This is a genomic window from Lysobacter claricitrinus (genome assembly GCF_045866565.1).
Taxonomy (GTDB): Bacteria; Pseudomonadota; Gammaproteobacteria; order Xanthomonadales; family Xanthomonadaceae; genus Cognatilysobacter; species Cognatilysobacter claricitrinus.
Window position 1 is genome coordinate 82,233 of the sequence record NZ_BAAFZV010000003.1, and the last position, 22,101, is coordinate 104,333.

Annotated in this window: 25 protein-coding genes; 13 read left to right on the forward strand and 12 right to left on the reverse strand. The window is 68.6% G+C overall.

Translation table 11 applies throughout. From position 1 onward, the window contains the following. Positions 1-194: 194 nt before the first annotated feature. The 5 genes from ACKTTN_RS12130 to ACKTTN_RS12150 all read right to left on the reverse strand — a co-directional run bounded on the left by ACKTTN_RS12130 (position 195) and on the right by ACKTTN_RS12150 (position 4,715). The gene (locus ACKTTN_RS12130) at positions 195-1,103 is read right to left on the reverse strand and encodes a hypothetical protein (protein WP_407910156.1); all 909 of its coding nucleotides are present in this window, start codon (positions 1,101-1,103) and stop codon (positions 195-197) included. Next, the gene (locus ACKTTN_RS12135) at positions 1,103-2,533 is read right to left on the reverse strand and encodes a glycosyltransferase family 2 protein (RefSeq protein WP_407910157.1); all 1,431 of its coding nucleotides are present in this window, start codon (positions 2,531-2,533) and stop codon (positions 1,103-1,105) included. Before ACKTTN_RS12135 ends, ACKTTN_RS12130 begins: the two co-directional genes overlap by 1 nt. 186 nt (positions 2,534-2,719) lie before the next feature. Next, a complete protein-coding gene (locus ACKTTN_RS12140; protein ID WP_407910158.1) occupies positions 2,720-3,280 on the reverse strand; it encodes a hypothetical protein in 561 nt (186 codons plus the stop codon). 117 nt (positions 3,281-3,397) lie between these two features. Beyond that, positions 3,398-3,859 carry a hypothetical protein gene (locus ACKTTN_RS12145; protein ID WP_407910159.1) on the reverse strand — a complete coding sequence of 154 codons (462 nt, stop codon included), beginning with the start codon at positions 3,857-3,859 and terminating at the stop codon, positions 3,398-3,400. Between the two features lie 103 nt (positions 3,860-3,962). Beyond that, the gene (locus ACKTTN_RS12150) at positions 3,963-4,715 is read right to left on the reverse strand and encodes an HAD family hydrolase (protein WP_407910160.1); all 753 of its coding nucleotides are present in this window, start codon (positions 4,713-4,715) and stop codon (positions 3,963-3,965) included. Positions 4,716-4,788: 73 nt separating this feature from the next. Here ACKTTN_RS12150 and ACKTTN_RS12155 point away from each other — a divergent pair, with 73 nt between their 5' ends. The 3 genes from ACKTTN_RS12155 to ACKTTN_RS12165 all read left to right on the forward strand — a co-directional run bounded on the left by ACKTTN_RS12155 (position 4,789) and on the right by ACKTTN_RS12165 (position 9,088). Continuing rightward, positions 4,789-5,289 carry a hypothetical protein gene (locus ACKTTN_RS12155; protein ID WP_407910161.1) on the forward strand — a complete coding sequence of 167 codons (501 nt, stop codon included), beginning with the start codon at positions 4,789-4,791 and terminating at the stop codon, positions 5,287-5,289. Positions 5,290-5,436: 147 nt separating this feature from the next. Continuing rightward, entirely contained in the window at positions 5,437-6,042 is a 606-nt protein-coding gene (locus ACKTTN_RS12160; RefSeq protein WP_407910162.1) for a DNA-3-methyladenine glycosylase, read from the forward strand. 130 nt (positions 6,043-6,172) lie between these two features. After that, positions 6,173-9,088, forward strand: a complete 2,916-nt coding sequence (locus ACKTTN_RS12165; RefSeq protein WP_407910163.1) for a bifunctional diguanylate cyclase/phosphodiesterase — start codon at positions 6,173-6,175, stop codon at positions 9,086-9,088. On the opposite strand, the gene ACKTTN_RS12170 is transcribed toward ACKTTN_RS12165, so the two are convergent. Beyond that, positions 9,031-9,528 (reverse strand): hypothetical protein, encoded by a 498-nt coding sequence (locus ACKTTN_RS12170; RefSeq protein WP_407910164.1) that lies wholly within the window; start codon positions 9,526-9,528, stop codon positions 9,031-9,033. The two genes, ACKTTN_RS12165 and ACKTTN_RS12170, sit on opposite strands and share 58 nt — an antisense overlap. A 197-nt stretch (positions 9,529-9,725) precedes the next feature. Between ACKTTN_RS12170 and ACKTTN_RS12175 the strand changes: the two genes are divergently transcribed. The 7 genes from ACKTTN_RS12175 to ACKTTN_RS12205 all read left to right on the forward strand — a co-directional run bounded on the left by ACKTTN_RS12175 (position 9,726) and on the right by ACKTTN_RS12205 (position 14,720). Beyond that, positions 9,726-9,935, forward strand: a complete 210-nt coding sequence (locus tag ACKTTN_RS12175; RefSeq protein ID WP_407910165.1) for a hypothetical protein — start codon at positions 9,726-9,728, stop codon at positions 9,933-9,935. A gap of 201 nt (positions 9,936-10,136) precedes the next feature. Beyond that, complete coding sequence (locus tag ACKTTN_RS12180; RefSeq protein ID WP_407910166.1) at positions 10,137-10,457, forward strand: thioredoxin family protein; 321 nt, start codon at positions 10,137-10,139, stop codon at positions 10,455-10,457. 171 nt (positions 10,458-10,628) lie between these two features. After that, positions 10,629-10,934: a glycine zipper 2TM domain-containing protein gene (locus tag ACKTTN_RS12185; RefSeq protein WP_407910167.1), complete on the forward strand. Its 306-nt coding sequence runs from the start codon at positions 10,629-10,631 to the stop codon at positions 10,932-10,934. A gap of 91 nt (positions 10,935-11,025) precedes the next feature. Next, on the forward strand, positions 11,026-11,352 hold the full coding sequence (locus ACKTTN_RS12190; protein ID WP_407910168.1) for a hypothetical protein: 327 nt from the start codon (positions 11,026-11,028) through the stop codon (positions 11,350-11,352). A gap of 162 nt (positions 11,353-11,514) precedes the next feature. After that, on the forward strand, positions 11,515-12,915 hold the full coding sequence (locus ACKTTN_RS12195; protein WP_407910169.1) for an ATP-binding protein: 1,401 nt from the start codon (positions 11,515-11,517) through the stop codon (positions 12,913-12,915). Continuing rightward, the gene (locus ACKTTN_RS12200) at positions 12,912-13,574 is read left to right on the forward strand and encodes a response regulator (protein WP_407910170.1); all 663 of its coding nucleotides are present in this window, start codon (positions 12,912-12,914) and stop codon (positions 13,572-13,574) included. Before ACKTTN_RS12195 ends, ACKTTN_RS12200 begins: the two co-directional genes overlap by 4 nt. A 72-nt stretch (positions 13,575-13,646) precedes the next feature. Next, positions 13,647-14,720: a S41 family peptidase gene (locus ACKTTN_RS12205; RefSeq protein WP_407910171.1), complete on the forward strand. Its 1,074-nt coding sequence runs from the start codon at positions 13,647-13,649 to the stop codon at positions 14,718-14,720. A gap of 60 nt (positions 14,721-14,780) precedes the next feature. On the opposite strand, the gene ACKTTN_RS12210 is transcribed toward ACKTTN_RS12205, so the two are convergent. The 4 genes from ACKTTN_RS12210 to ACKTTN_RS12225 form a co-directional block, all read right to left on the reverse strand. Then, positions 14,781-16,031, reverse strand: a complete 1,251-nt coding sequence (locus tag ACKTTN_RS12210; RefSeq protein ID WP_407910172.1) for a threonine synthase — start codon at positions 16,029-16,031, stop codon at positions 14,781-14,783. A gap of 81 nt (positions 16,032-16,112) precedes the next feature. Further along, the gene (locus ACKTTN_RS12215; RefSeq protein ID WP_407910173.1) at positions 16,113-17,342 is read right to left on the reverse strand and encodes a cation:proton antiporter; all 1,230 of its coding nucleotides are present in this window, start codon (positions 17,340-17,342) and stop codon (positions 16,113-16,115) included. A 65-nt stretch (positions 17,343-17,407) separates the two neighbouring features. Beyond that, positions 17,408-17,794, reverse strand: coding sequence for a DUF488 domain-containing protein (locus tag ACKTTN_RS12220; protein WP_407910174.1), 387 nt, complete (start codon positions 17,792-17,794; stop codon positions 17,408-17,410). A gap of 65 nt (positions 17,795-17,859) precedes the next feature. After that, the gene (locus ACKTTN_RS12225) at positions 17,860-18,084 is read right to left on the reverse strand and encodes a hypothetical protein (RefSeq protein ID WP_407910175.1); all 225 of its coding nucleotides are present in this window, start codon (positions 18,082-18,084) and stop codon (positions 17,860-17,862) included. 257 nt (positions 18,085-18,341) lie between these two features. On the opposite strand from ACKTTN_RS12225, the gene ACKTTN_RS12230 reads away from it, so the two are divergent. Further along, positions 18,342-18,494 carry a hypothetical protein gene (locus ACKTTN_RS12230; protein WP_407910176.1) on the forward strand — a complete coding sequence of 51 codons (153 nt, stop codon included), beginning with the start codon at positions 18,342-18,344 and terminating at the stop codon, positions 18,492-18,494. Positions 18,495-18,554: 60 nt separating this feature from the next. Then, entirely contained in the window at positions 18,555-20,189 is a 1,635-nt protein-coding gene (locus tag ACKTTN_RS12235) for an acyl-CoA dehydrogenase family protein (protein WP_407910177.1), read from the forward strand. On the opposite strand, the gene ACKTTN_RS12240 is transcribed toward ACKTTN_RS12235, so the two are convergent. Further along, positions 20,186-20,629: an EamA family transporter gene (locus ACKTTN_RS12240; RefSeq protein ID WP_407910178.1), complete on the reverse strand. Its 444-nt coding sequence runs from the start codon at positions 20,627-20,629 to the stop codon at positions 20,186-20,188. The genes ACKTTN_RS12235 and ACKTTN_RS12240 overlap by 4 nt on opposite strands. A 29-nt stretch (positions 20,630-20,658) precedes the next feature. Next, positions 20,659-21,651, reverse strand: coding sequence for a cation diffusion facilitator family transporter (locus ACKTTN_RS12245; protein ID WP_407910179.1), 993 nt, complete (start codon positions 21,649-21,651; stop codon positions 20,659-20,661). A 184-nt stretch (positions 21,652-21,835) separates the two neighbouring features. Between ACKTTN_RS12245 and ACKTTN_RS12250 the strand changes: the two genes are divergently transcribed. Beyond that, on the forward strand, positions 21,836-22,039 hold the full coding sequence (locus ACKTTN_RS12250) for a hypothetical protein (protein WP_407910180.1): 204 nt from the start codon (positions 21,836-21,838) through the stop codon (positions 22,037-22,039). Positions 22,040-22,101: the final 62 nt, after the last annotated feature.

The following is a 22,101-nucleotide window of genomic DNA, read 5'->3' on the forward strand; positions in this document are numbered from 1 at the left end:
TCCGCGACGCCGGTTCGCCGGCGCGCGTTGATGCAGAACGAAAGCCGACCACGCCCTGCGTGGCCGGCTTTTCTGCGTTCGGACACCGTGAGGTTGCGGTAACGACGCCGGGTCGGGTCATCCGCCGGCTCGGACGTCCCGGCGCGCGCTCGACGTGCGGCCTTGCGTCCCGTTCGGTCTCGCGAAACCGATCATCAGAACGGCCGTACCCACTGCAGCGTGCCCTGCCGGTAGCCATAGCCGGTGCCCGCGACGCCCGGGGTATCGCTGTACGAAAACGTCGCGCGCAGGTAGCTGCGGCCGGGCCGGATCGGGCTGGTCAGGGTCGCCTGTGAGAGCCGCGACGGTCGCCAGTCGGCGCCGGTCTGGCGCTGGCGGCCCCAGCCGGCGACCAGGCTGCCCACCCAGCCGCCGCTCAGGCGGTGGCGCAGCTGCAGCGCCGGAATTAGTTCGATGTAGTCGCCCGGCGCGAAGTAGTCGCCCGCATGCGGCGAGCTGTCGTGGAACGCACGCAGGCGCAGCTGGCCCGACAGCCCGATCCGCTCCGACAGCGTCTGCACGTAGTTCGCGCGCAGGTGCGTACGCAGGTTGCCGTCGTCGAAATCCTGCACGCCGCCGAGCAGGGTGACCTGATGGTGGTCACCCTCGCCGACCGGGAGGTCGATCGCGGCGCCGGCGAAGGTCACCGTCTGGCCCGTCGCCACGCCGTTGCGCGTCTCGAGCACATCGCGTTCGACGAAGAACTCGCTGCGATGGCGGCCCGGGCGCACGAAGCTCGTCGAGCCCAGCAATCGGTCGCCGTCGGTGCCGACGCGTCCGCTCCACTCCCAGGTTGTCGACGTTCCGGCGAAGCGCAGGAACGCGCGGTCGAACTGGTGCGCCGGGCCGCCGAGCGGCGAGATGCGCGCGCGTTCGAGTTCGATGCCGCGGTAGTGCTGCGCATCGACGAACGCCCAGTCCGCGGTGACGCCGATACGCGTGACTTCGGTGTTGTCGGCGTCGTTCGACAGGAACAGGTCGACGCCGGCGGCGGGCCGCGGATCCGCGTCCTGCGCGAAAGCCGCGGCGGCAACGAGCGCGAGCAGCGCGCATGCGGCGCGCATCACTTGGTTCCCCATCGCTTGTGCACGCCGAAGACTTCCTTGATGTAGCCGAGCACGCATACCGGTTGCAGCAGCATCGAATAGATCAGCATGTAGAAGAGGAAGCCGAAGATGTTGCGGCGGACGCGAAGTTCCTGTCGACGGAACATGCGCCGCTGGACGCGGAAGATGATCGCGTTCCAGACCAGCGCGAGCGGAAGCACCGCCAGCGTCATCGGGCCGGCGATGTAGTACCAGTGCAGGAAGATCGCCGCGAACACGCCTGGAATGAAGATCAGCGAGTAGACGAGGTCGAGCGGCAGGAAGAATGCGTTCCACCAGATGAAGAGCGTGGTCATCCGCGCCTTGAACAGCATCGACGGATGCGCCTTGAACGCTTCGAGCATGCCGCGTGACCAGCGTTGGCGTTGCCGCGCGAACACGCGCAGCTTTTCCGGTACGCGGGTGAACAGCACCGCGTCCTCGCAATAACCGATGCGCCAGCCGCGCTTGAGCATCGCCCACGACAGCACGATGTCCTCGCCGACACTTTCGGGCCAACCATCGATCTCGCGCAGCGCTTCGCGTTCGTAAAGGGAGAACGCGCCCTGCGCGACCAGCGTGCCGTGGTACATGCTCTGCATGCGCTTTACCGCGGCGATGCCGTGGAAGTAATCCCACTCCTGCGCGCGGGCGATCCACGTATCGCGCGAGTTGCGCACCAGCACCGCACCGGCCACCGCACGCGTGCCGGCGGGGTCCCCGAGGTAGCGTTCGACGATGTGCCGCAGCGCGCCGCCGTAGAGATAGGAATCGCCGTCGATGGTGACGACGAGTTCGTGCCGCGCGATTGCGAGCCCGCGATTGAGAGCGGCCGCCTTGCCCTCGTTGCGTTCGGCAAGGACGACGTGGACGTCGAAACGTTCGGGCAGGAGGTCGGGCTGCGCTGCGGTGGCTTTCGCGATCGCGACGGTCTCGTCCGTCGACCCGTCGTCGATGACGAGTATTTCGAGCGCGCCCGGATAGTCCTGCGCGCCGATGCTGCGCAGCGTGTCGGCGATGTTCTCCGCTTCGTTGTAGCAGGCGATCAGGATCGTCAGTGGCGGATAGCGGGACGCGTCGCGAAGCGCGGGCCGGCGGTCCAGCGAGATCGTCGCCAGCAGGAAGGCCTGCATGAAACCGGGGACGTAGGCGATGAACGTGATCGCGCCGATCGCGGCGGGCGCGCCGACGATGCCGGCGAGGCCATTGACCCAGGGCACCGACAGCCAGACGCTGAGCGCGGTCCAGATGATCGCGAACAGCAGGGAGAGCGTGTACTTGGCGGGGACCGGGATATAGGGCGCACGGCTCCGCGGCCCTCGCGGGCCCGGTAGCAGCGGATAGCGCTCGCGCACTGCCGGTGTCGGCTGCGATTCGGGCAGCTCGGCGCCGTACGCCAGAAGATTCATGGACGGTCCGCGGTCCGGATGAGCAGGTCCCCTTGTCCTGCACGACCCGTTCCAAGGGCCCTCGCATCCGTGCGGGGCTCGGCCGCGCTTCAGCGCGAGCCAGGTGATGGCCCGGTGAAGATTAGCAGAGCGGTCTCATCCGGCCGTGTAGGCGTCAGCCCAGCGTGCGCCCCGACTATCCGGCGTCTATCGCCTGTGCGACGCCGGCACGTCCGCCGCGGATTTCACGCCCGGCCCCGACTTGCCGGCGGAGGGCGCTTCAACGGGCCGTCGTGGGAAATCGGGCGCGAGTTCGGCGTCGACGCGGATCGGGCGCGCCCAGCGGTCGTAGGTGGCGACGATGTCGCGCTTGAGCGCGTGGAACCCGGGCGAGCCCGGTACGACGCCGACGTCGCCCGACACCGTGTCCCACGCGGGCGCCGGGTCCTTCGCCCGACGATCGGCGACGCTGCGACAGGGCTGGCCGGCCTGCTGAGCGAGGCTACACGCGTAATAGACGTCGCCGGGTGTCCAGCCCGGACGCGCCAGCAGCTCCTGCACGAGTTCGCGCGGCGCGCGGTGGTAGCGCGTCATCTCGTCGACGAACGCATCGCGATAGGTGGCGGCGTAGGCGTCGATGTCGGCGAGGCGCGCATCGACCCACGCGTCGCCGGTATGGCGCGCGGGCGCGGCTGCAGCCTGGCCGAACGCAGTGCCAGGAATGGCGACGCAGGCGATCAACAGGGCGGCAATGCGAAGGCGGGTCATGGGCGTCGCTCGGCTCGTGCGGCGCCGATCATGCGCGCGGTAGCGGCGTCCCGCCAGCGCCACGCGAAAAAGCCACGGCCGGGCGGCCGTGGCTTCGACGCGAACGAGTTGCTGAGGTTAGCGACCGTAATAGCCGTGCTGGTCGTAGCGCGGGTCGTAGTACTCGGCCTTGCACTTGCCGTTCTTGTTGCACTTCACGCGCTGCGCCTGTTGCGTCTGGCGGTAGTAGCCCGTCGCGCGGCCGTAGGGCGGGGCGGTGCGGTACGACGTGCCGTTGTAGTACGCGTTGTTGTAGCCAGTGCTGTTGTAGCCGGTGTTGTAACCGTTGTAGCCGTTGTCGACGACGCGGTAGTAGACCGGACGTCCGTAGGCATCCTGGCGCACGATCAGCCGATCCTGCGGGCCATAGTTGCCGCCGCTGTAGTACGGCTGGCCACCGCGGAACGCAACGTCCGCGATGTTGACGATCATCTGCGTGAGTTGATCCATCGACTGCGCCTTGGCCGGGGCGGGCGCGAGCGATGCGACGCCGAGCGTCGCGGCGAGGACGGCAGGTGCGACCCAGCGGGTAAGAGCCATGGAAACCTCCATTCGCCCCGCACCGTGCGGGACATGGGTCGACCATGCACCGTGCGAAGTGAATCCCTATTTAATTTCGGCCCGCAGCCGTGATCGGCTCAGCTCACGTTCGCTTTGCGGTCATCCCGCGTTCGATCTCGTCGAGAACGTCGAACAGCCCGCTCGCATCGTCGAGCGTGCGCACGCGCGACGCGTCGGCGATCGGCGCTTCGCGTTCGTGCACCCAGGTGAGGTGATACGGAACGTGCACGCCATGTCCGCCGAGTTCGACCACGGGCGCGATGTCCGACCGCATCGCATTGCCCACCATCACGAAGTCGCGCGCGTCGATGCCGAACTCCTGCAGCAAACGCGCGTAGGTGCCGACGTCCTTCTCGCTGACGATCTCGATGCGGTGGAACAGGTCGGCAAGGCCGGAGTCGCGCACCTTCGCTTCCTGATGGAACAGGTCGCCCTTGGTGATTAGCACCACCGGCCAGCGCGCGGCGACGCGTTCGACTGCGTCGCGGATGCCGGGCAGCAGCTCGACCGGATGCCGAAGCATCGACTGCGCCAGCTGCACGATCCGGTGGATGTCCGACGCGGCGATGCGTGCGTCGGTGATCTCGATGGCGGTCTCGATCATCGACAGGGCCATGCCTTTCACGCCGTAACCGAATACCGCGATGTTGCGTTTCTCCACCGCGTACAGGCGTTCGTGCAGCGCGTCGCCACGCAGTTCGACATACGGCGCGACGATCGATTCGAACGTCGCCTGCGCCTGCGCGAAATAGTCTTCGCTTCGCCACAGCGTGTCGTCGCCGTCGAAGCCGATCATCTTCAGTGCCATGCGCGGATTATCGCAGACAGCCCTCACGCCTCGTGTACCGGCCGCGCGCCACGCTGCCGCGATCCGGCACGTCCGCAACGCGTGCATACGAGGAGTCGCGATGAAGACCCGGCACGTCTACAGCACCACCGACCTCGACATGACCCGCGCGGCGATGAATGCCGCGCGCGGCGCCGGCATCGGCGAGGAATGCCTGATGCTGGTCGCGCGCTCGGACATCGAGCTCGACGCGATATCGAACGACCACAAGGAAGCCGACAGCGACGCCATCCCCGGCGCGATCAAGGGCATGGTCGCGGGCGGCGCGACGGGCCTGCTGCTCGGGCTGGCCGCGATGGTGTTTCCGCCGGTCGGCATCACGCTGGCGGGCGCGGGCATCGCCGCGTTGGCCGGCGCCGGCATCGGCGGTTTCTCGTCGGCGCTGTTCGGCTCGGGCCTGCCGGATCCGGTGCGCCAGAAATTCCATGACGAGATCGCCGCCGGCCGCATCCTGCTGGTGACCGACAGCGACCTGGCGACCCACAACCTCGCGCGTCCTGCCATCGAAGCCACCGGAGCGACGCTGCTGCCGTTCGAGCAGTCGACCAGCACACTGCGCTGATCAGCCGCTGCAGGCGCGCAGTGCGAGGTTGACCAGGATGGTCAGCACGACGGAGATGATCAGGCTCGGCAGGCAACCGGTGAAACGGACGCGGTCGGGCATGCGCACGTCTGGAAACGAAGGGCCGACGATGGTCGGCGTGGCGCGGTGAATGCGTCGTCGCCCCGACGTCGCGGTCGTACGCTGCCGCGCGCGTTCTATCGGCGCGATCCGCGCGTCGTCGCGGTCGAACTGCTCAACAAGGTGCTGGTGCGCGATGACGGCCGCCGCGGTCGGATCGTCGAAACCGAAGCCTATTGCGGCGCCGAAGACCCGGCCGCGCACAGCTATCGCGGGCCGACGCCGCGCACCGCGACGATGTTCGGCCCACCCGGGCATCTCTATGTCTATTTCACCTACGGCATGCACTGGTGTTGCAACCCGGTCTGCGGCGAGGTCGGCGACGGCGTGGCGGTGTTATTGCGCGCACTCGAGCCACTCGAGGGCCTGCCGCTGATGCGCGCGGCGCGACCGGGCGCGAAGCGCGACCTCGATCTCTGCCGCGGCCCCGCGCGGCTCTGCGCCGCGTTCGGCATCACCGGCGCGCAGGACGGCGCGAACCTCGTCACCGGCGTCGGCGGGCTGAGAATTGTGGACGACGGCACACCACCACCCGAACGCCCCGTAAGCGGCCGCCGCATCGGCATCCGTTACGCGGTCGATGCACAGTGGCGGTGGTACGTTCCTTGCAGTCCGTTTGTCTCGAAAGCCTGACACCCGTCACGACCCGCCGTTCAAGCAAAGCGCGCGCCGGGCCGTTATGACGGTAGGGAGGACTGCCCTCCCATTGGCGTGGCCGAGATGGCGGTCGGAGATGGACTCGATGGGAACGGCATTGAACGCGATGAGGAGCGAACGGGCACCGGCAGCGGAGCGTCAGCGCATCGGGCGCTCGCTCGGCGGCCTGCTCGACGCTGCCGACATCACGGACTTCGCCGAGCGCGTCGAGGCCTACCTGCTCGGCGAAGGCTACGAGCGGGTTGCGGTGGTCTGGCGCACCGCCGGCAGCGAACTGCATGCGTCGGCGACCGCGACGCTCGTGGACGGTGACCTCGACCTGGCGCGTTCGGCGCGTTCCAGCAACGACTGGGCGGTGGACCCGTCGCGCGGCCGCGTGGCCGCGTGCATCGAAGTGCAGGCCAGCGGCGACGCGATCGGTGTCGTCCTCGATGGCCAGGCGCACATGCGCGCGCAGGTGCGCGAGCAGTGCGAGCTGCTCGCACCGGTTGCGCGCGCGGTGTTCGAGAAGAACCGCCTCACCGAATCGATGCGTGCGCTGGAACGCTCCGAGCAGCTGCAGTCGGCGCTGTTCCAGATCGCCGACATGGCGAGCTCGGAAATGGACCTCGAGGACATGCTGCGCGAGCTGCATGCCATCGTCGGCCGCTTCATGTACGCCGAGAACTTCTACATCGCGCTGTACGACGAACAGAAGGACGCGATCCGCTTCATCTACCTCGTCGACACCGAAGACACGATCACGCGTCCGCCCAACGAGTTCATCTCGATGGACGTGCTCGAGCGCGGCCTGACCTGGTACGTGATCCGCGACAAGCATCCGCTGATGGGTTCGATGGCTGCGATGCGCAAGCAGATCTCGGGCCCGATGCGCGACATCGGCATGGACGCCTACGACTGGCTCGGCGTTCCGATCCTCGTCGGCAACAGCGTGCGCGGCGTGCTGGTGGTGCAGAGCTACATCGAGCGCCCGCGCTACACCCCGGCCGACCAGGCGCTGCTGGCGTATGTCGGCAGCCACATCCTGACCGCGCTCGACCGCAAGCTGCAGCAGGAAGAACTCGAGCGGCGCGTCGAAGAGCGCACGCAGGCGCTCACGTTGGAGGTGCAGGAACGCCAGCGCAGTGTCCGCATCCAGGAGACGCTGTACCGCATCGCCGAGCTGTCGCACACCGCGACCAATCTCGACGAGTTCCACGCGGCGGTACACCGCATCGTTGGTGAGTTCCTCGACGCGCGGAACTTCTACATTGCGCAGCTCTCCGACGACGGCAACACCCTGCATTTCCCCTATTTCGTCGACCAGTACGGCAACAAGGCGGAAAGCCGCCCGCTCGGCCGCGGCGTATCCGAGTACGCGATGCGCTACGGCAAGCCGCTGCTTCTCGACATGACGGACCCGGATACGATCGAACATATCCGCGACCTGCAGCGTCGCGGCGAGCTCAGCATGATCGGCAAGGAGTCGGTCGCATGGCTCGGCGTCCCACTGGTGCTGGGCGACACCGTCATGGGCCTGCTCGCGGTGCAGAGCTATACCCCGGGCGTCGGTTATTCCACGCGCGACCGCGAACTGCTCACCTTCATCAGCTACCAGATTGCGAATGGCCTCGAGCGCCAGCGCGCGGCGGCCGAACTCAAGAACGCGTATTCGGATCTCGAAAAGCGCGTTGCGGAGCGGACGTTCGAGCTGTCCGAACAGATCGAGGTGCGCGAGCAGATCGAGCAGCGCCTCAAGCACGAAGTGCTGCACGACTCGCTGACCGGCCTGCCCAACCGCGCCTACCTGCGCGACCAGCTGGTACGCGCGCTCGCCCATCGCGAACGCGACCCGCACTACCGCTTCGCCGTGCTGTTCATGGATCTCGACCGCTTCAAGGTCATCAACGACTCGGTCGGCCATCTGGTCGGCGATGCGTTGCTCAAGGAAGTCGCGCGCCGCTTCAGCAAGTGCGTGCGCGGCGGCCGCGACATGGTGGCGCGCCTGGGCGGCGACGAGTTCGCGATCTTGATGGAAGTTGATTCGCCCGAATCGGCGATGCGCATGGGCCAGCGCGTGATCGATGCGCTGAAGGAGCCGGTGCGCGTCGAAGGCAAGGAACTGTTCTCCGGCGTCAGCGTCGGCATCACCCTGAGCAGCCCGCACTACACGTCACCGGAAGACCTGCTGCGCGACGCCGACATCGCGATGTACCGCGCCAAGGCCGGCGGCCGCCATCGCATCGAGGTGTTCGACGAACAGCTGCACGAGCAGGCACTGCAACTGCTCGAAGTGGAAAGCGACCTGCGGCGCGCGATCACGCGCCAGGAATTCGAGCCCTACTTCCAGCCGATCGTCCGACTCATGGATGGCGCGGTGGTCGGTTACGAGGCGCTGATCCGCTGGAACCATCCGGACCGGGGCGTGCTTGCGCCGGGCGCATTCCTGCATGTCGCCGATGCGAGCGGCAGCATGGAGGCGATCGACTGGCAGATGTTCGAGCGCACGCTCGACTGCATTCCGGGGCTGCTCAAGCCGGGGCAGTACGTCAACCTCAACTTCTCGCCGCGCCACTTCCGTTCGCAGGAACTCGACGAACGTTTCCTGCAACTGGTCGCCGCCAAGGGCGTGTCGCCGTCGCAGGTGCGCATCGAGGTTACCGAGGGCGCGCTGCTCGAGAATCCCGAGCAGATCGGCCTGGTGTTCAACCGCCTGCGCGAGAGCGGCGTGCTGATCGCGCTCGACGACTTCGGCACGGGCTATTCGTCGCTGAGCTACCTGCACCGGTTCAAGCTGCACACGGTCAAGATCGATCGCTCGTTCATCAGCGACCTGCAGATCGAGGAAGAGGGCGGCAGCACCGCGGTGGTGCGCGCGATCCTCGCGTTGTCGCGCGCACAACGGCTCGAGGTGGTCGCCGAAGGCATCGAGACCGAGGCGCAGCGACACGCACTGCTGTCGCTCGGCTGCGAGCTCGGCCAGGGCTACTTCTTCGCCAAGCCGGCGTCGCTGGGATCGATCCTGGCGTCGCGCGGCCAGTGAAGCTCGCGGCATGTCCGCACCACGCGGGCCAGCGCGTCGCCGGGAACGCCGGTGCGCACCGCACGGCCACCGCCGTACAGGGTGAATGACCTCGCCAGCAGCATGCGGTCGAGGATGGGCGCGTCGAGGGCGATCTTGGACCGGTAACCCCCGGCCGTCGTCCGCTCCAGCGGGTATTCCATGCCGATGCCGTCGGCGATCAGCGTGACCTGCTGCAATTCGTCGGGAAGGATCGACGCGTCGATGCGCAGCAGCACCCGGGGATCGCCGCGGTCGCATTGCATGATCACGCCCGCATCGCCGGAGGGCGCGAGCCACGCCGCCTGCGCGCCGAGCCCCTCGCCGCGCGCCTGCCAGCGAATCGTCGCGGAAGCAGCCGTCGTCGCCTGACCAACTGCCGCTGGCGCGGCGTTCGCCCGCGCAGACACCAGCAGCGCCATCGCGAGCGCCAGCCTTGGCAATGTTGCCGCGGAATGTGACGACGGTCTCATTAAAGGCGCAACCTACCGCCCGGCCGTGCCGGTGGCGTGCATCTGGCGCAGGTTTCCGACCGGCGGCGTTATCCGGGCCTCACTGGCCCGTGGCCTCTATCTAACGCACGAGCGGCCAGCATCGTGGACATACGATGGAGGACGCCATGGGCAAGAACACCCACGACAAGCATCGCGACGCCGCCGGCCGCAGCAACCCGCCGCCCGGCCCCGACGACCTGGGCGGTCGTACGCACGCGCTGCGCGCCGGCAAGGACGGCCCGACCCAGCGCAAGTCGGCACAGCCGCACGAGTCGGCTACCCGCGATGCGGGCCGCGACGACCGTCGCGACGGCAGCGATAGCGGCCGCGGCTGAAAGCGGGCTGTGCACACCGATCCCGCCGAACAGCATGCGACCCGGCAGGCCAGCCGCATGGACGGCGTGGGCGACCTCGGTCATCGCGGCCACGAGGCCTCGCCCGCGAGCGGGCAGCACGCCCACGCGGCGGACACTGCCGCCGGGTTCGAACGCGTCGGTTCGCGCGGTCCCACTTCCCGTCACGGCCACCACTGACGCGTGGCAGCGAGCCAGGCCTACGTCGCACAAGAGCCCGATCGCGCAGCGGTGGACGCTATGCGCGGCAACGTGCTGCTGGAATTCGGCGCACCGTGGTGCCCGCACTGCATCGCCGCCGAGCCGCTGGTCGAACACGCGCTGGCGAGCCGCGACGACGTCGTCCACCTGCGCATCGAGGACGGGCGCGGCCGCCGGCTGGGGCGATCGTTCCGCGTGAAGCTGTGGCCGACCTTCGTGCTGATGCGCGACGGTGTCGAATATGCGCGTGCGGTGAGGCCGCGGTCGTCACGCGAAGTGGCGAGCCTTTTCGACGACGAGTGACGTGCGCTCGTCCAGCGGCGTGCGCCGCTGCGCAATCACCGACGCCGCGTGCACGACGCGCATGCATACCCGTCGCGATCGTTAGCGCGACCTGACTCGAATCCACGCGAGTCAGTTTCCAGCCGGGTCCCATTGCCTAGATTCGCAGCGTCTTTCCGAATCGAGTCCGCCATGCACGCCATCCGTTCGCTCGCCGTTGCCGTCCTTCTTTCCGCGACCGTCGCCGCACCCGCCGCGCAGGCGGCGTGCCACGACCGCGTCGTCTATCACAAGAAGCCCGTGCAGGATCCGCATCGCGTTACCGGCACGGTGCTGGGCGCCGCGCTGGGTGGCCTCGTCGGCCACCAGATCGGTGGCGGCACCGGCAAGGATCTCGCGACCGTGGGCGGCGCCGTCGCCGGCGGCGTCGCCGGCCACAAGATCCAGCGCCACCAGCAGGAAAAGACGGTCAAGGAAGTCGTGCGCGTCTGCGACTGACGCACATCGACTCGCATGACATCGCGGCGACGGCGTCGATGCCGTCGCCGCGCGTGCGTACACTGCGCGCCCCGCCGCACGACGCCCGCCGATGAGCGCCTACACCGATGTCGCCGAGGCCATCGTCGACCATGCCGATGCGATCGCGCGGCTGAGCGCGCAACGCCTGGACGCCACCGCATTCGACGCGGCGATCGACGAGCACGTCCACGCGATCCGCGTGCTGGCCGTGTCCCACATCGACCCGCTCGCCGACCGCGCCTTCTTCAAGGCGATCAAACTCGCGACGTCGCGCGTTGATGGCGTGTTCGTGCACATACCCGACGGCATCATCGAATTCATCATCGACACCGCGCGCGGCCAGCGCCGGTTCGAGCTGTGGAACGCCAAGGAACTCCGCGAGGGCGGGCCGGGCTGATTCACGGCTCCGCCGCCTCGCCGGCGTGCAGCGTCCTTGCGTGTTCTCCCGGCGGTCGCGAATACTCCGACACCGTAGTACCCATCATCGTTACCCACGCCGCTCGGCCCGCGACGGCGGCGTATGCATCGTCACGGTTTGTTTCGACTGGAGACGTCAGCCGTGATCGTTCCCATCAGTGTTCGCCTGTTCCTGATGGGACTGCTGTCGATGACGCTCGTCGGCCTGCTCGCGCTCGGTCTGGTGCGATGGAGCCTGGCCGACGCGCCGTCGCCGATGCCGCAGCGGGAGTCGCAGCGCGTGGATGCCCTGGCCGCTTCACTGTCGCAGCAGTTCGAGGCGCATGGCGATTGGCGTTTCCTGCCGGCAGACGCCGATGCGCGCACTGCGTGGCTCCGGTCCAACGTTGCGCGGTCGGCGGGTATTTCCGCCTACGCGCCCGGCGACGAAGCATCGACCCTCGCCGAACGCATCGCGCTCATCGATGCCAACGGTCGCCGCCTCGCCGGCACCGAGCCCGCGCCCGCGCTCGTCGCCATCGCATCGATCGATCGCCGCCGCTTGACGATTCCCGCGCACGGCGGCGTCGCCGGCTACCTGTCCGTCGCGCTGCCGCGAAACGCCGACGACGCGTTGACGGTCGCGTTCCTGATGCGCAAACAGCCCAGCCTCGCGGGGCTCGCCGCCTTGGCGTTCGCACTCGCGGCGCTCGCATCCGCGGTGGTCGCGGCGAGCTTCCGCAAACCATTGCGCGCACTCGTTGATGGTGCACGGCGGCTCGGTGACGGTGAATTCGACACACGCATCGACGCGCGTCGTCGCGACGAGTTCGGCGAACTCGCGCGATCGTTCAACGAACTCGGCGCGCAACTCGACGCGGCGCAAGCGTCGCGCCGGCGATGGATCGCCGACACATCGCACGAACTGCGCACGCCGCTTGCGGTGCTGCAGGCGCAGGTCGAGGCGATGCAGGATGGCGTACGGCCCGTCACCGCCGAAGGCCTCACCGCGATGGCCGCGCAGGTCGCTGCCCTGGGCACGCTGGTGAACGATCTCAACCAGCTCGCGCGCGGCGATGTCGGCACCCTGCAGCTCGACCTGCAGCGCATCGACCCATGGCAGGTGCTGGCCGCCGAATGGGCGCGTTTCGAGGACCGGCTGCGCAGCCGTCAGCTGCACCCGGAGTTGATCGCGCTATCCGCCCGCCGCGTCGCAACCGGCGACCCCGTGCGACTCGCGCAGGTGCTGCGCAACGTCCTCGAGAACTGCGCGCGCTACGCCGCGACGGGCGGTCGCGTCGTGCTGTCGGGTGAAGTCGACGCTTCCACTCTGTCCGTGCATATCGACGACAGCGCGCCCGGCGTTGCCGACGACGCGCGCGATCGCCTCGGCGAACGCTTCTTCCGCGTCGACGCATCGCGCAGCCGCGAACACGGCGGCAGCGGCCTCGGCCTCGCGCTCAGCCGTCAGATCGTCGAGGCGCATGGCGGACGATTGACCTTCGACGCCTCGCCGCTCGGCGGCCTGCGCGTCACCATCGCGCTTCCGGTGGACATCGCATGAGTGCAACCGTGCTGATCGTCGAGGACGAGCCCGAGCTGGCGGGGATCGTCGCCGACTACGTGCGTGCGGCCGGACACGAAGCGGTCGTCATCAGCGACGGCGCCAGCGTGCTCGCGCAGACGCCGCAGCTGCGGCCCGACGTGATCGTGCTGGACCTGATGCTGCCCGGGGTCGATGGCCTGACGTTGTGCCGCGAGATCCGTCGTGCGTCCGACGTGCCGATCATCATCACCACGGCCAAGGTCGAGGAGATCGACCGCGTGATCGGGCTGGAGACCGGCGCTGACGACTACGTCTGTAAACCGTACAGCCCGCGCGAACTGGTGGCGCGCGTCAATGCGCAGCTGCGGCGTTATCGCGGTAGCGCGGAAGTGGCACCCGCGATCGTCGTCGACACGGCGACGCGCAGTGCACGCATGCACGGACGCGCGATCGACCTGACGCCAACCGAATTCGCACTGTTCGCGGCGATGGCGCGCCGGCCGGGCGTGGTCTTCAATCGCGCGCAGCTGCTGGACGCGGTTGGACGCGACAACTTCGATGTCACCGAGCGCGCCGTCGACAGCCACATCAAGAACCTGCGTCGGAAACTGGTCGCGCAGGGTGGCGACGACGTGATCCAGTCCGTCTACGGCGCCGGCTACCGCGTCGAGTTCTGACCGGCTCCATCGTTCCTCCACAATCGCGGAAGACCCTGCGCGTGTCGATCAACGACGGACACGGAGCAGGACATGCACACGAGCAAGCGCAGGACGGGCATGACGACGGTGGCGCGCGCATGCGTCATCGCGATGGGGTTGTCGCAGGCGGCGTGCGCGGCGGCGCCGGATGCGACCATCGATGCGGCATCGCGCGGGCAGGTGATCTCGGCGGTGGTCGCGCAGCTGCAACGCGCCTATGTGTTTCCAGGCACGGCGAAGGTGATGGTCGCGGACCTGCGGGCGCGCGAGAAACGCGGCGACTTCAGCGGCGTCGACAGCGCGAACGACTTCGCCGACGCATTGACCAAGGCCATGCGCGACGCCAGCCATGACGCGCACATCGAAGTGCGCTACTCGGCCGATGCCGTGCCGGACATGTCGGCGAAGCCCGACGCCAGCCAGGCGCCCGACGGCGATGAACTTGCACGGCAGCGACGACTGAACTTCGGTTTCTCCGGCGTCGAACGGCTCAAGGGCAATCTCGGCTACCTCGACGTGCACCAGTTCGGTCGCCCCGCCGGCGCCGCACCGCGGATCGCCGCCGCCATGGCGTTCCTTGCGCAGACCGACGCCCTGATCATCGACCTGCGCAAATGCGGCGGCGGTGATCCGGAGACCGTGATGGCGTTCGCCGGCTACCTGTATGACAAGCCGACGCATCTCAACGACGTGTACTGGCGCGACGAGAACCGCCTTGAAGCGCGCTGGACCCCGGCGACGGTGCCCGGCCCGCGCTATGGGCAGCGTCGCGACGTCTACCTGCTCACCAGCAGCGATACGTTCTCCGGTTGCGAGGACCTCGCCTACGCGATGAAGAACAACCATCGCGCGGTGCTGATCGGCGAGACCACCGGCGGCGGCGCGCATGCGGGCGCGCCGCAACGCCTGACCGACCACTTCATGATGTTCGTGCCCACCGGTCGGCCGATCAATCCGATCACGCACGGCGACTGGGAAGGCGTCGGCGTGAAGCCGGATGTCGCGATCGATGCCGACGATGCGCTCGACACCGCGCAGATCGCCGCGCTGACGGTCCTCGCCGGCAACGAGCGCGACGCCGAGTGGAAGCGCAAGCTGGAAGAGCGCATCGGCGAGCTGAAATGAGCGGCCGGCGCGTGTGCGCGACCGTCGCGCGCGCGCGTCGTCCGGCGACGGCGTCCTCGGCTACAGCAGGTGTCGCAGCGCCGGCAGGTATTTCTCGCTGGAGCCGGTGTTGACCGCGACCACGCGATCGCCCGCCCGCAGCAAGCCGCGATCGAGCAGCTGCGGCAGTGCGGCGAGGCAGGCCGCGCCTTCCGGGCTGATCCAGTCGTGCGTGCGTCGCCATGTCGTCGACAACTCGTTCGCGATGTCGTCCTCGTCGACCGCCACTGCGGCGCCGCGGCTCGCACGGATGATCTGAAGCACGCGGAAGTGGCCGACGCCGCCCGGCACGTTGAGGCCGGTCGCCAGCGTGTGGCCGGCGTCGACGGCGGTGGTGTCGTCGGCGCCGGAATCGAATGCGCGCACCAGCGGCGCGGTAGCGGCGCTCTGTACGCACAGCATGCGTGGGCGCCGCGAGTCGATGAGCCCGAGCGCTTCGAGTTCGTCCCATGCCTTCCACATGCCGAGCACGCCGGTGCCGCCGCCAGTGGGGTAGATCACCGCATCGGGCAACGACCAACGCGTTTCGCCGGGCGGAGGCTCCGCGAGCTCGAGCCCCAGCGACTTCTTGCCTTCGATTCGCCAGCCCGGTTCCTGGAAGGTCGCCACTGAAAACCAGCCGCGCGGAATGTAGTGATCGCGGAGGAACGCGCCGGCTTCGCGAATGGTCGGCCCGACCAGTTCGAGCGTGACGCGACCGGGCCAGCGACGCGCGGCCGCGGCGACGCTGCCGAGGATCGGCATCGGCGTGTCGTCCGGCATCGCCACCACCACCGACAACCCGCCGGCAAGCGCATAACGCACCAGCGAGTCACCGGCATTGCCCTGCGTGGGCACCGCGAGTTTCGACAGCCCGAGTCGTCGCGCCTGCGCGGTGACCATCGCCATGCCGCGGTCCTTGAAGCTCTGCGTGGGGTTCGCACCGAAACCCGCATGCGCCTTGCCCTCGTCCTTGAGCTGCAGCTGCAGGCCGGCTTTCGAGGCGACGGGATGCGACGAATAGTCGAGCAGCGGCGTCGCGCCTTCGCCGAGCGGCACCAGGTGCGCGGCATCGGCCGGGTCGTTCGCGTCCAGCGCCATCAGCGCGCCGAAGCGCCACATGTCGCGACGCTGCGGGCGATACCACGCGGCGTGCGGTTGCTCGGCGGCGAGGCGTTCGAGGTCGAGCACCATCTCGACCGGCCGGCCATCCACCGGATCGAGGTTCATCGGCACGTCGGCGGAATATTCGACGCCGGACGCGATGCCGCGGACGCAACGCACGTAGCCCATGGGCGGACGCTCGAAAGACGATGCGTCCGTATCGCAGGCCCGCGCGCGGATTTCAACCGCGCGCGGTTCTTTCGATATGCCTCAGGTCGCGGCGGCCAGCTCGCCGCTCGTTTCCGGTGCTTCGGCCAGCCGGCGGAGCTTCGGCGCCACCACCGGCACCGTCAGCATCGTGCTGCCGATCGCCATCAGCAGCAGCGCGGTGAACGTCGCCGGCGTGATCAGCTGTTTGTCGAGCAGCACGTTGACGAAGATGATCATGATCAGCGCCTTGGTCTGCAGCAGCCAGCCGATCATCGACGCTTCGCCGCGCTTCCAGCCGAGCACGCGCCCGGCGAGGTGCACGCCGGCCAGCTTGCCGGTCACCGACGCGACGAGCAGTGCACCGGCGGCGAGGAACACCGTCGAACCGCCGAGCGACCACGCGGTCTTCAGGCCGGTGCTTAGGAAGAACACCGGCATCATCACCATCAGCACGTGGTGGCGCAGCTGGTCCATTTCCCTCTGGTCGAACCAGTCGGCGTCCATCACCACGCCGGCGAGGAACGCGCCGACCATGAAGTGCAGGCCCGACCAGTCGGCGCCGAACGCGCATAGCGCGAGCCAGATCAACGCGACGAACCAGCGGTCGCGCGCCGGCAGCTTCGGCATCAGTCGCCGATACAGAACGACGGCCACGGCGAACGCGACGAGGAACGCGACTTGGCGGCCGATGCGCTCCCAGTCCATCAGCACGACGGCGAGCACGCCCCAGATCGCCACGTCGTCGAGGCTGGCGTAGCGCAGGATGCGCTGGCCCATCGGCGATCGAAGGATTTCGAGCTTCTCCATCAGCAGGATCAGGATCGGCAACGCGGTGACCGCGCAGGCCATGCCGATGCCGACGACGAACTGCCACGACTGGCCCTTCTCGCCGATCCAGCCCGGAAACGCGAGCATGCCGATCGCGACCGCCGAGCCGAACAGCATCGGCACGCTGAGCGCGAGGCCGGCGGTGATCGAACTCTCGCGTCGCTTCGCCCATGCCTTGCGCAGGTCGAGCTCGATGCCGGCGATCATCACGAACAGCATCACCGCCCACCACGCCAGGCCGCTCAGCGACTTCACGACGTCGGCGGTGAATACGAAGCTGTAGTACTCCGGGTAGGCCTTACCGAGAATGCCGGGGCCGAGCAGGATGCCGGTGACGATCTGCACCACCACCAGTGGCGCGAAGTAGTCGGTGCGGCCGAGCCGCCATAGCAGGTAGGGAACCGCGAAGATGATCGCCATCGCGATCAGGAAGACTTCGGTGGTGCTCATCGCGTGCGGCATGCGGCGTCCCGGCCTTGAGGAAGCGCCGATGATGCCAGCCCCGCAAGGCGACGCGACGACGTTCGTCAGATCACCGCGGCGCCGCGTTCGATCAACAGCTCGCGCAGCAACGAACGATGACAGCGGGACTCGTCCTCGCAGTAGCAAACCACCGAAAAATCCGCGCCGTGCGACAACGCGGCCAGCGTATCGAGCACGTGGCGCGCCTCGCCTTTCGACATCTCGCTGCGGTAGCGCCGGGCGAACGCCGCCCAGTCGCGCGGCGTGGTCGCGGCGAAGGCGAGCGCGACGGTGTCGGCCTGCGGCGCGAGCGTTGGCAGCCAGACGTCGTAGAAGTCGCGCGATGCGAACTCGTCCTTGCGCACCCCACGTGGCGGGCGTCGCACGGTGCCAAGCCGCGTGCCTTCGTTGGGCAGGCGCGGCGAACCCAGGCGGACGATGCGGATGGCCATGGCGCACTCCGGAAAAGCGACGTCGCGATGCTCGCGCGCCGCGTCCCGGAGGCGCAAGCGATGGATCAGGCGGCGCGACGCAGCGCGGGTGCCGGGCGCGGGGTGCGACGGCGTTCGATGCCGACGTAGGTGCGGCTGATGACGGTCGGCAGGCGGAACACACGCGCGCGGCGGCGCATGCGCGCGTCGTCGTCGAGGTGTTCGCGATGCAACGCATCGGCGGTGAGGAAGGACAGGGCGAGCACCAGAGCGATCGTCAGCACGGTGCCGATAAGCATGAAGGCGGACATGGCGATGGAACGGATGCGTGCCGGGGCGGCACTCCTATTCCGATGCGCGCGGGACACCAAAAGTTGCATCGAAATGCGCCACTAGGTCGTCAGTCATGCAAGCGGCGGGATGGCCCGCAGACGCATGGCGCGCGCGTCCATTCGGCCGCCCGGCACGCGCGGTCCGCGCATCGACGGCATCGACATGCGTCGAGGCCCCGTCGGGAACCGCGACCGGCCTTCATGTCCAAGCGACGCTAGTGCGATCTACTAGTGCCATGAGTCCTCGCTACATCGCCGCCCGCCGCCCCGACGGCAGCCCCTCGCGACACCTGACCCGACGCCAGCTCGGGCGCATGCGCACCCGCTTCCAGCGGCTCGTGCTGTTGATGGCGACGACCCTGCTCACCGCGGCCTGCGTGATCCGCTGACCCCGCACGTACGCCTGCGGAGCGACTAGCATCGGCCGATCGTCCCGCCGGTGCTCCGTGATGTCGACGCCCGCTTTCGAAACGCACGAGGTCGCCAACCAGCCGCCGGAGTTCGCGCCACGCGACCTGTGGCGCGACGATGTCGCATTGCGCGATGCGATGCACCGCGAAGGCGGTGCCGCATTCGAGACCAACGTCGCCACGTACGGCGCGCTCGCCGGCGACGCGCTGTACGCGCTTGGATTCGACGCCAACCGCGATCGGCCGCGCCTGCGCACCCATGACGCGCGCGGCGTGCGAATCGATCGCGTCGAATTCCATCCCGCCTACCACGCGCTGATGGACGCGGCGATCGGTCACGGCGTCGCCGGGCTGTCGTGGCACGCCGCGCGTCCCGGCGCGCATGTCGCGCGTGCCGCGTTGAGCTACCTGCACCACCAGGCCGACGCCGGCACCAGCTGTCCGCTGACGATGACGCACGCAGCGGTGCCCGTACTACGTCGCGAGACGGAGCTGCGCGACTGGGCCGACAAGGCCGCCGCGCCGCACTATGACCGGCGCGAGGTGCCGATCGCCGAGAAGCGCGGCGTCACCCTGGGCATGGGCATGACGGAGAAGCAGGGCGGCAGCGACGTGCGCAGCAACGCGACGGTCGCCACGCCGCAGGCCGATGGCCGCTATGCGCTGGTGGGGCACAAGTGGTTCTTCTCCGCGCCGATGTCCGACGGTTTCCTCGTGCTCGCGCAGGCGCCGGGCGGACTCAGCTGTTTCCTGATGCCGCGCCTGCTCGACGACGGCGCGAAGAACGCGTTCCGGTTGATGCGTCTGAAGGACAAGCTCGGCGACTGGAGCAATGCGTCGTCGGAAGTCGAATTCACCGGGGCGCAGGCGTGGCGCGTGGGTGTGGAAGGTCGCGGCGTGACGACCATCCTCGAGATGGTGATGCTGACGCGTCTCGACTGCATGCTCGGTGCGTCGGCGGAGATGCGCATGGCACTCGCGCAGGCGATGCATCACGCGCGACACCGCATCGCGTTCGGTGCGCGGCTGCTCGAGCAACCGTTGATGCGCAACGTGCTGGCCGACCTTGCGCTGGAAGTCGAAGCGGCGGTGGCGCTGTCGATGCGCGTCGCACGTGCGGTCGATGGCGCGCCGCACGACGCCAGCGAAGCCGCGTTCGCCCGCATCGCCACGGCGATCGGCAAGTTCTGGCTGTGCAAGCGCGCGCCGGTTGCGGTGAACGAGGCGCAGGAGTGCCTGGGCGGCGCCGGCTACGTCGAGGAGTCGATCCTGCCGCGCCTGTACCGCCAGGCGCCGCTCAATTCGATCTGGGAAGGCAGCGGCAACATCCAGTGCCTCGACGTGCTGCGCGCACTGTCGCGCGAGCCGGCCGCGCGCGATGCGCTGTTCGCCGAACTCGATGCGGCGCGCGGCATCGATGACGCCTACGACGCCGCGATCGACGCGCTGCGGCGATCACTCGAACGCGGCCTGCCAGCCGAATCGCAGGCGCGCCGGCTGGTCGAGTCGCTCGCATTGGTGCTGCAGGCCGGCGTGCTGCTGCGCGCGGCGTCGCCGGTCGCGTCGGCGTTCGTGGCGACGCGCATCGCCGAGACCCATCGCCTCGCGTTCGGCACGCTCGACGATGCGCGCATCGATGTCGGCGTCGTCATCGATCGCGTGCTGCCTGCCTAGCTGCTGCGCGGCGCCCACGCCATCAGCACCGCGCCGCCGGCGATCATCGCGATCGCCAGCCATTCGCGCAGCGACGGTCGCTCGCCCAGCGCGACCGTCGCGAAGATCGCGACCAGCACCACGCTCAGCTTGTCGACCGGCGCCACCTGCGATGCGTGGCCGAGCTGCAACGCGCGGAAGTAGCAGACCCACGACGCGCCCGTCGCCAGCGCGGACAGCGCGAGGAACAGCAGCGTGCGCGGGGGCAGCGCACGCGGGTCGCTCCACTTGCCGGTGAACGCGACGAACATCGCGAGCACCGCAACGATGACGAACGTGCGCAGCAGCGTCGCGAAATCCGAGTCGACGCCGTGCAGGCCGATCTTCGCGAAGATCGCGGTGAGCGCGGCGAACGTGGCCGAGAGCAGGGCCCAGACGAGCCATCCGGTGGTGGTGGGCATGTGCTGGCTCCGTGGCGGATGGACGCAGCCTAGCCGTGCGAGGCGTCGACGGGCGTGTCGATGCCGCTGGCGGTCGTCGGATGGCCGCTGCGCAACCGCGACAGGCGGTGGCGCCACGTTTCGGCGGTCTGCGGCTTGACGAACAGCATCACCACCTCCGGATGCGCGGCCTGCACGCCCGATTCGATGCGGCGGATGCACTGTTCGATGCGTGGGGTGTCGAGGTGGTCGTGGAAGTCCGCGCTGAGCGCGGCGACCACGGTGTCCGGGCCGAACTGCTGGGTGATCACGCCGTTCGCGCAGCGTACGTCGGGGTCTAGCGATGCGATGCGCAGGATGTCCTCGCGCACCGCACGCCCCGCGCTCTCGCCCACCAGCAGCGCCTTGGTCTCGCGCGCAAGCAGGGCCGCGGTGACGGCGAGGATCAGGCCGATCACGATCGACGCGGCGCCATCGAAGCGTGGGTCGCCGGTCGCCTGCGCGAGCGCGATGCCGGCCAGGGCGACGACCAGGCCCGCGAGCGCGGCGGTGTCTTCGAACAGCACGGTGAACGTGGTTGGATCCTTGCTCTGGCGGAACGCCTGGAACCAGCCGAGCGCGCCCTTGTCGCGGCGGAACTGGCGGATCGCGACCACCCACGAATAGCTTTCGAACAGCATCGACGCGGCGAGCACCGCGTAGTTCACGAGCGGCCGCACCATCGGCGCCGGATGCCGCAGATGGCGCACGCCTTCGTAGAACGAGACGCCCGCGCCGAGTGCGAACACCAGCAGCGCCACGATGAAGGCCCAGAAGTACAACTCGCGGCCGTGGCCGAACGGATGCGCTTCATCCGGCGCGCGGTTCGCGCGGCGCATGCCGTACAGCATCAGCACTTCGTTGGCGCAATCGACCAGCGAATGCACGCCTTCGCTGAGCATCGCCGAACTGCCGGTCACGGCAGCGGCGACGAACTTGGTGACCGCCACCGCGACGTTGCCCAGCAACGCGGCGATGACGACCCTGTGGCCGGAAGACGCCATCGCACCATCGCGGAATCGGGGCGGCCGATGCTCGGCTGCATGGCGTGAACCGGTTGTCGTCCCGCAGGTTTCGCGCGACGGTCAGCGCGCGGCCAGCTTCGCGCCTGTTCATCGGCGGCGTCCTCACGCATGCGGCGACAGGCTGTCATGCCGGTCGCATCCGCGGCCGAATCGAGGAGAGGCCATGACCACGTCGAAGAAGCCCGCGTCCGAGAACCCGAACATGATCCGCGCCGCCAACCAGGGCGAGATCGACACGCAGACACAGGACGACGCGCAGCTCGCGCCGAAGGGCAACAACGCCGACCAGTCGGAAGGCGCGAAGACCGAAGGCCAGTCGACGGCGATGCACGGGCAGGGCGCCGGCTTCAATCGCAACATGCATTGACGGCGATGCGCGCGCCGATCTCATTCGACGATCGGCGCGTGCATGCACTCGATGAACGGTGC

Coding starts and splice junctions, on each gene's coding strand:
- ACKTTN_RS12130 (WP_407910156.1), bottom strand. CDS start 1,103: ATGCGCGCCGCATGCGCGCTGCTCGCGCTCGTTGCCGCCGCGGCTTTC.
- ACKTTN_RS12135 (WP_407910157.1), bottom strand. CDS start 2,533: ATGAATCTTCTGGCGTACGGCGCCGAGCTGCCCGAATCGCAGCCGACA.
- ACKTTN_RS12140 (WP_407910158.1), bottom strand. CDS start 3,280: ATGACCCGCCTTCGCATTGCCGCCCTGTTGATCGCCTGCGTCGCCATT.
- ACKTTN_RS12145 (WP_407910159.1), bottom strand. CDS start 3,859: ATGGCTCTTACCCGCTGGGTCGCACCTGCCGTCCTCGCCGCGACGCTC.
- ACKTTN_RS12155 (WP_407910161.1), top strand. CDS start 4,789: ATGAAGACCCGGCACGTCTACAGCACCACCGACCTCGACATGACCCGC.
- ACKTTN_RS12165 (WP_407910163.1), top strand. CDS start 6,173: ATGAGGAGCGAACGGGCACCGGCAGCGGAGCGTCAGCGCATCGGGCGC.
- ACKTTN_RS12170 (WP_407910164.1), bottom strand. CDS start 9,528: ATGGCGCTGCTGGTGTCTGCGCGGGCGAACGCCGCGCCAGCGGCAGTT.
- ACKTTN_RS12175 (WP_407910165.1), top strand. CDS start 9,726: ATGGGCAAGAACACCCACGACAAGCATCGCGACGCCGCCGGCCGCAGC.
- ACKTTN_RS12185 (WP_407910167.1), top strand. CDS start 10,629: ATGCACGCCATCCGTTCGCTCGCCGTTGCCGTCCTTCTTTCCGCGACC.
- ACKTTN_RS12190 (WP_407910168.1), top strand. CDS start 11,026: ATGAGCGCCTACACCGATGTCGCCGAGGCCATCGTCGACCATGCCGAT.
- ACKTTN_RS12200 (WP_407910170.1), top strand. CDS start 12,912: ATGAGTGCAACCGTGCTGATCGTCGAGGACGAGCCCGAGCTGGCGGGG.
- ACKTTN_RS12205 (WP_407910171.1), top strand. CDS start 13,647: ATGCACACGAGCAAGCGCAGGACGGGCATGACGACGGTGGCGCGCGCA.
- ACKTTN_RS12210 (WP_407910172.1), bottom strand. CDS start 16,031: ATGGGCTACGTGCGTTGCGTCCGCGGCATCGCGTCCGGCGTCGAATAT.
- ACKTTN_RS12215 (WP_407910173.1), bottom strand. CDS start 17,342: ATGCCGCACGCGATGAGCACCACCGAAGTCTTCCTGATCGCGATGGCG.
- ACKTTN_RS12220 (WP_407910174.1), bottom strand. CDS start 17,794: ATGGCCATCCGCATCGTCCGCCTGGGTTCGCCGCGCCTGCCCAACGAA.
- ACKTTN_RS12225 (WP_407910175.1), bottom strand. CDS start 18,084: ATGTCCGCCTTCATGCTTATCGGCACCGTGCTGACGATCGCTCTGGTG.
- ACKTTN_RS12230 (WP_407910176.1), top strand. CDS start 18,342: ATGAGTCCTCGCTACATCGCCGCCCGCCGCCCCGACGGCAGCCCCTCG.
- ACKTTN_RS12235 (WP_407910177.1), top strand. CDS start 18,555: ATGTCGACGCCCGCTTTCGAAACGCACGAGGTCGCCAACCAGCCGCCG.
- ACKTTN_RS12240 (WP_407910178.1), bottom strand. CDS start 20,629: ATGCCCACCACCACCGGATGGCTCGTCTGGGCCCTGCTCTCGGCCACG.
- ACKTTN_RS12245 (WP_407910179.1), bottom strand. CDS start 21,651: ATGGCGTCTTCCGGCCACAGGGTCGTCATCGCCGCGTTGCTGGGCAAC.
- ACKTTN_RS12250 (WP_407910180.1), top strand. CDS start 21,836: ATGACCACGTCGAAGAAGCCCGCGTCCGAGAACCCGAACATGATCCGC.